Origin of the sequence: Pseudonocardia pini (assembly GCF_013870575.1) — a bacterium.
Lineage (GTDB): Bacteria > Actinomycetota > Actinomycetes > Mycobacteriales > Pseudonocardiaceae > Pseudonocardia > Pseudonocardia pini.
Genome location: NZ_JACBXB010000474.1, coordinates 1 through 4,341 on the forward strand (window position 1 = coordinate 1; position 4,341 = coordinate 4,341).

The following is a 4,341-nucleotide window of genomic DNA, read 5'->3' on the forward strand; positions in this document are numbered from 1 at the left end:
GGGCTCGTACACCGGGCGCCCCTTCTCCGCGCCGCGCAGCTGGGCCGTGCTGATCGTGCGGCACAGCGCCCCGTACCCCTCCGGGCCGCGGGCGAGCAGCAGCAGGTGACTGCCCTCCGGATCGGGCACCCCGTTCTGCGGGGCGGAGAGCCCCACACTCAGCTCGGCGCCGAAGACCGTGCGCACGCCCAGCCCGCGCGCGGCCTCGGCGAACCGGACCACTCCGTACATCCCGTCGTGGTCGGTGAGGGCGAGGGACTCCAGGCCCAGCTCGTGGGCCCGCTCCACCAGCTCCTCCGGATGGCTCGCCCCGTCGAGGAAGCTGAAGTTGGAGTGGCAGTGCAGCTCCGCGTACGGCACGGTCGGCTCCCGCCGCTCCAGCGGGGGCGCCTCGTACGGCTCGCGCTTGCGCGACCAGGCGGGCGAGTCCCCACCGTCCCGCTCCGGCCCGCCCGCGAGGCTCGCCCCGGTGCGCCCGGAGAGGACTCCCTCCAGCTCACGCCAGGTGACGTCCGGGTTGCTCCATCCCATGCCCTCGATTCTACTCGAACATCTGTTCGATCATGCCGCACCGACCGAGTTGTCCACAGGCAGATGCGGCTCGATCGCCGAGCGGAGCGCCGCCTTGGGCCGCGCCCCCACGACCTGGGCGACCACCTCGCCGCCGACGTACAGCGACATCGTGGGCATGCCCAGGACCCCGGCCGCGGCGGCGGTGCGAGGGTTGTCGTCGACGTCCAGCGCGACGATCTCCACCCGCCCCGCCAGATCCCCCGCCAGCTCGGCGAGCACCGGCGCGATCATCCGGCACGGCGGGCACCAGCTCGCCGTGAACTCCACCAGCACCGGCAGCGGGGCCCGCAGCACCCGCTGGGTGAACGTCCCGTCCGTGACCTGCTCGATCATGTCCCCTCCGAGAACTCACACCGCGGCCCGCGCTCCCGCACCGCCGCGTCCAGCTGTTCCGCCAGCTCCGCGCGCACCGCGCCGAGCCGGGCCAGGGAGGCATCGACCTCGGCGAGCTTGCTCCGGTAGACCGCGATCGAGTCGGCACAGGTCCCGCCGCTGGGATGCCCGGCCCGCAGGCACTCGACGAACGGGCGCGTCTCCTCCAGCGACAGGCCGAGACCCACGAGCGTGCGGATCTCCGCCACCGCCCGCAGGTCCGCCCCGTCGTACCGGCGGTAGCCGTTCGCCGCCCGTCGCGCGGGCAGCAGCCCGAGCTCCTCGTAGTGCCGCAGCGCACGCGTGCTCACCCCGGCCCGTTCGGCCAGCTCACCGATCAGCATCGCCACCTCCCACATCGGCGACGCTAGACCTTGACGCCGACGGCAAGGCCAGTCCGAGATGCGGATCGGCCGAGTTGTCCACAGAATCGGAAGGGTGACCGCCGATCGGAGGGACCTCGTCGACCGTCGTCACCGCACGCCACACAGTGGGGTCGTGCGCACCACCCTCGTCGCCCTGTTCGCGGGCCTCACCCTGGCCTGCACGACCGCCGCACCGACCGTCGCACCCTCGCCGTATGCGGACACCCTCGTCGCGACGGCCTCGGGAGACGGCACGTTCGCCCAGCTCAGCGAGCTGGACCGGGTCACCCGGGCGAACGGCGGGAACCGGGCGACGGGCGAGCCCGGGTACGACGCCGCCGTCGACCACGTGGTGGCCGTGCTGCAGAAGGCGGGCTGGCGGGTGACCACGCCGGAGTTCACCCTCGGTGATCGGCGCTATCGCAACGTGGTCGCGCAGAGCGCCACCGGCGCCCCGGACCGGGTCGTCATGGCGGGGGCCCACCTGGACTCCGTCCCCGAGGGGCCGGGGATCAACGACAACGGCAGCGGGGTGGCCACGCTGCTCGAGATCGCCACCCGGATGGGCGGGTCGCCGCCGGTCGCGGGGGCTGTGCGGCTGGCGTTCTGGGGTGCCGAGGAGATCGACTTCGAGGGCTCCCAGGGCTACGTCGACGCTCTCGCCCCGGCCGAGCGGGAGGCGATAGACCTCTACCTCAACGTCGACATGACGGCCTCGCCGAACCCGGGCTACTTCGTCCAGGGGCGCGGGGACGACCTCGCCGCCCGACTGACCGCCCTCGGGGCCGTTCCGGACCGGCTGGACTTCGACGGCACGTCGGACTACGCCCCGTTCGTCGACGCGGGGATCCCGAGCGCGGGCCTGCTGGCGGGAGACGCGGAGGAGAAGAGCGCCGACCAGGCAGAACGCTGGGGCGGGACCGCGGGCGAGGTCTTCGACCGCTGCTACCACACGGCGTGCGACGACCTGGACAACATCGACCGCACCGCGCTGGACCGCTTCACCGACGCCGTTGCGGGCTCGCTCGCCGCGCTGTCCACCGGATGACACCGGCCGGGCCGCTCCCCAGCCCCCGACCGGCGTCATCCGGTTCTCCGGGCCGCGCGGCACCGGGGGCTCCCCAGCTACCGGTCGCGCCTCGCCCGGTGGTCCTACCCCTGCTACTTCACTCCTTCAGGCTGAGAAAAGCCTGTGCCGAGGCCGTGGAGCACCCGTGGACCGGCAGACGTTTCGCCGATGGCGGACACTGACCCCGACGAATCGGACCGGACACACGGGGAGACCATGCGCGGACGACGATCGGTGGGGGCACTCGCGGTGCTCGCCGCCGCGCTGCTGACGGCCTGCGGGAGCGCAGCGCCGACCGCGGCACAGACCGCTCCGCCCGCCGATCCGACGCTGCCCGCCCGGCTCGCCGCCACCGCGAGCGGCGACCGGGCCTTCACCCACCTGCAGCGCCTGCAGGCGATCGCGGAGGAGAACGGCGGCAACCGCGCGCTCGGCACCCCCGGCTACGACGCGAGCGTCGAGTTCGTGGCGGGCACGCTGCGAGACGCCGGGTTCACCGTGGACACCCCCACCTTCGACGTGCGTTCCTTCGCCGTGCAGGACCAGCGCCTGACCGTCGACGGCGCGGTGGTCGAGTCCGCCGTCATGAACTTCTCCCCCGCGACGCCCGCGGGCGGCATCAGCGCGCCGCTGCACGTCCTTGCGCAGGACGCGACGTCCGGCTGCGAGGCGGAGGACTTCGCGGGCATGCCCGCCGGGGCGGTCGTCCTGGCCAAGCGCGGCACCTGCCCCTTCGGTGCCAAGTCGCAGAACGCACGCACGGCCGGGGCGGGCGGGCTGATCGTCGCGAACACCGAGGACACGCCGCTCGGCGGCACCCTCGGCGACCTGCCGGACACCGTCCCGACGACCGGGGTGACCAGCTCGGTCGGCGACGGGCTGGCGGCACGCGCGGGCGCCCCCGTCGCGCTGCTGCTCGCGACCACGACCCAGCAGACGACCAGCCGGAACGTGATCGCGCAGACCACCACCGGGGACACGGACCGGGTCGTGATGGCCGGGGCGCACCTCGACTCCGTGCCCGAGGGCCCGGGGATCAACGACAACGGCACGGGCACCGCAGCCCTGCTCGACGTCGCGCTCGCCCTCGGCCCCTCCCCCGCGACCGCGAACGCCGTGCGGTTCGCGTGGTGGGGCGCCGAGGAGATCGGGCTCGTGGGCTCGACCCGGTACGTGGAGGGCCTCTCGCCCGAGGACAAGGGACGGATCGCGCTCTACCTCAACCTGGACATGGTCGGCTCGCCGAACGCCGGTTACCTGGTCTACGACGGCGACGACTCCGACCGGACCGGCGAGGGGCCGGGGCCCGCGGGATCGGCCGTGGTGGAGCAGGTGCTGCTCGAGCAGCTGGCCGCGGTGGGCGTGCAGGGCTCGGGCACCGACTTCGACGGCCGCTCGGACTACGGGCCGTTCATCGAGGCGGGCATCCCGGCGGGCGGGTTGTTCACCGGCGCCGAGGAGGCCAAGACCGCGGAGCAGGCCCAGCAGTGGGGCGGCCAGGCCGACCGGCCGTACGACGCCTGCTACCACCAGGCCTGCGACAACCTCACCAACGTCGACCGGACCGCACTGGACCGGAACGTGGACACGCTCGCGAGCACGGTCGGCCGGTTCGCCCTGACCCTGAACGGCGTGCCGCAGCGGTAGTGTCGCGCACCGCGAGTCCGGCCACGTGTCTCGCCAGCGCGCGGTGCGGACGCTAGTAGATCCCGACGACCCACCACTGCCCCTCCCGGTAGAGGAGCAGCAGGGCAGCCCCGTCGGCCAGCTCGACCTGCAGCCGGGCCCCCGCGGCGCCCTCCGGTGACCACCAGCGCTGCACCACCGGCCACGGCCCCGCCCAGCCGCAGATCTCGCGGACCGGGTGCGGGGGAAGCAGCAGGCGGTGCGGCGGAGCGCTGAGCAGGTCGGGTTCGCGCAGGTGGACGGGGTCGTCCGCGGCGTCCCGCAGCTCGACGGGCA

Annotated in this window: 5 protein-coding genes and 1 pseudogene; 2 read left to right on the top strand and 4 right to left on the bottom strand. The window is 73.9% G+C overall.

Annotated features, from left to right (window positions below):
* The 3 genes from H5J29_RS22620 to H5J29_RS22630 form a co-directional block, all read right to left on the bottom strand.
* Positions 1–531 (bottom strand): PHP domain-containing protein (locus H5J29_RS22620; RefSeq protein ID WP_181783051.1); only part of this gene is annotated, 531 nt, incomplete at its 3' end.
* 30 nt (positions 532–561) lie between these two features.
* On the bottom strand, positions 562–906 hold the full coding sequence (locus tag H5J29_RS22625) for a thioredoxin family protein (protein WP_220187792.1): 345 nt from the start codon (positions 904–906) through the stop codon (positions 562–564).
* Positions 903–1,289 (bottom strand): MerR family transcriptional regulator, encoded by a 387-nt coding sequence (locus tag H5J29_RS22630; RefSeq protein ID WP_181783052.1) that lies wholly within the window; start codon positions 1,287–1,289, stop codon positions 903–905. Before H5J29_RS22630 ends, H5J29_RS22625 begins: the two co-directional genes overlap by 4 nt.
* Positions 1,290–1,443: 154 nt before the next feature.
* On the opposite strand from H5J29_RS22630, the gene H5J29_RS35940 reads away from it, so the two are divergent.
* Both H5J29_RS35940 and H5J29_RS22640 read left to right on the top strand, forming a co-directional pair.
* Complete coding sequence (locus H5J29_RS35940) at positions 1,444–2,358, top strand: M20/M25/M40 family metallo-hydrolase (RefSeq protein ID WP_181783053.1); 915 nt, start codon at positions 1,444–1,446, stop codon at positions 2,356–2,358.
* Positions 2,359–2,595: 237 nt separating this feature from the next.
* Positions 2,596–4,026: a M28 family peptidase gene (locus H5J29_RS22640; RefSeq protein ID WP_181783054.1), complete on the top strand. Its 1,431-nt coding sequence runs from the start codon at positions 2,596–2,598 to the stop codon at positions 4,024–4,026.
* Positions 4,027–4,078: 52 nt separating this feature from the next.
* On the opposite strand, the pseudogene H5J29_RS22645 reads toward H5J29_RS22640, so the two are convergent.
* Positions 4,079–4,341 (bottom strand): annotated as a pseudogene (locus H5J29_RS22645) (DNA polymerase Y family protein); the annotation flags it as partial.

Excerpts from the sequence above, each read along its gene's own strand:
- H5J29_RS22625 (WP_220187792.1), bottom strand. The coding sequence starts at position 906 with ATGATCGAGCAGGTCACGGACGGGACGTTCACCCAGCGGGTGCTGCGG.
- H5J29_RS22630 (WP_181783052.1), bottom strand. The coding sequence starts at position 1,289 with ATGCTGATCGGTGAGCTGGCCGAACGGGCCGGGGTGAGCACGCGTGCG.
- H5J29_RS22640 (WP_181783054.1), top strand. The coding sequence starts at position 2,596 with ATGCGCGGACGACGATCGGTGGGGGCACTCGCGGTGCTCGCCGCCGCG.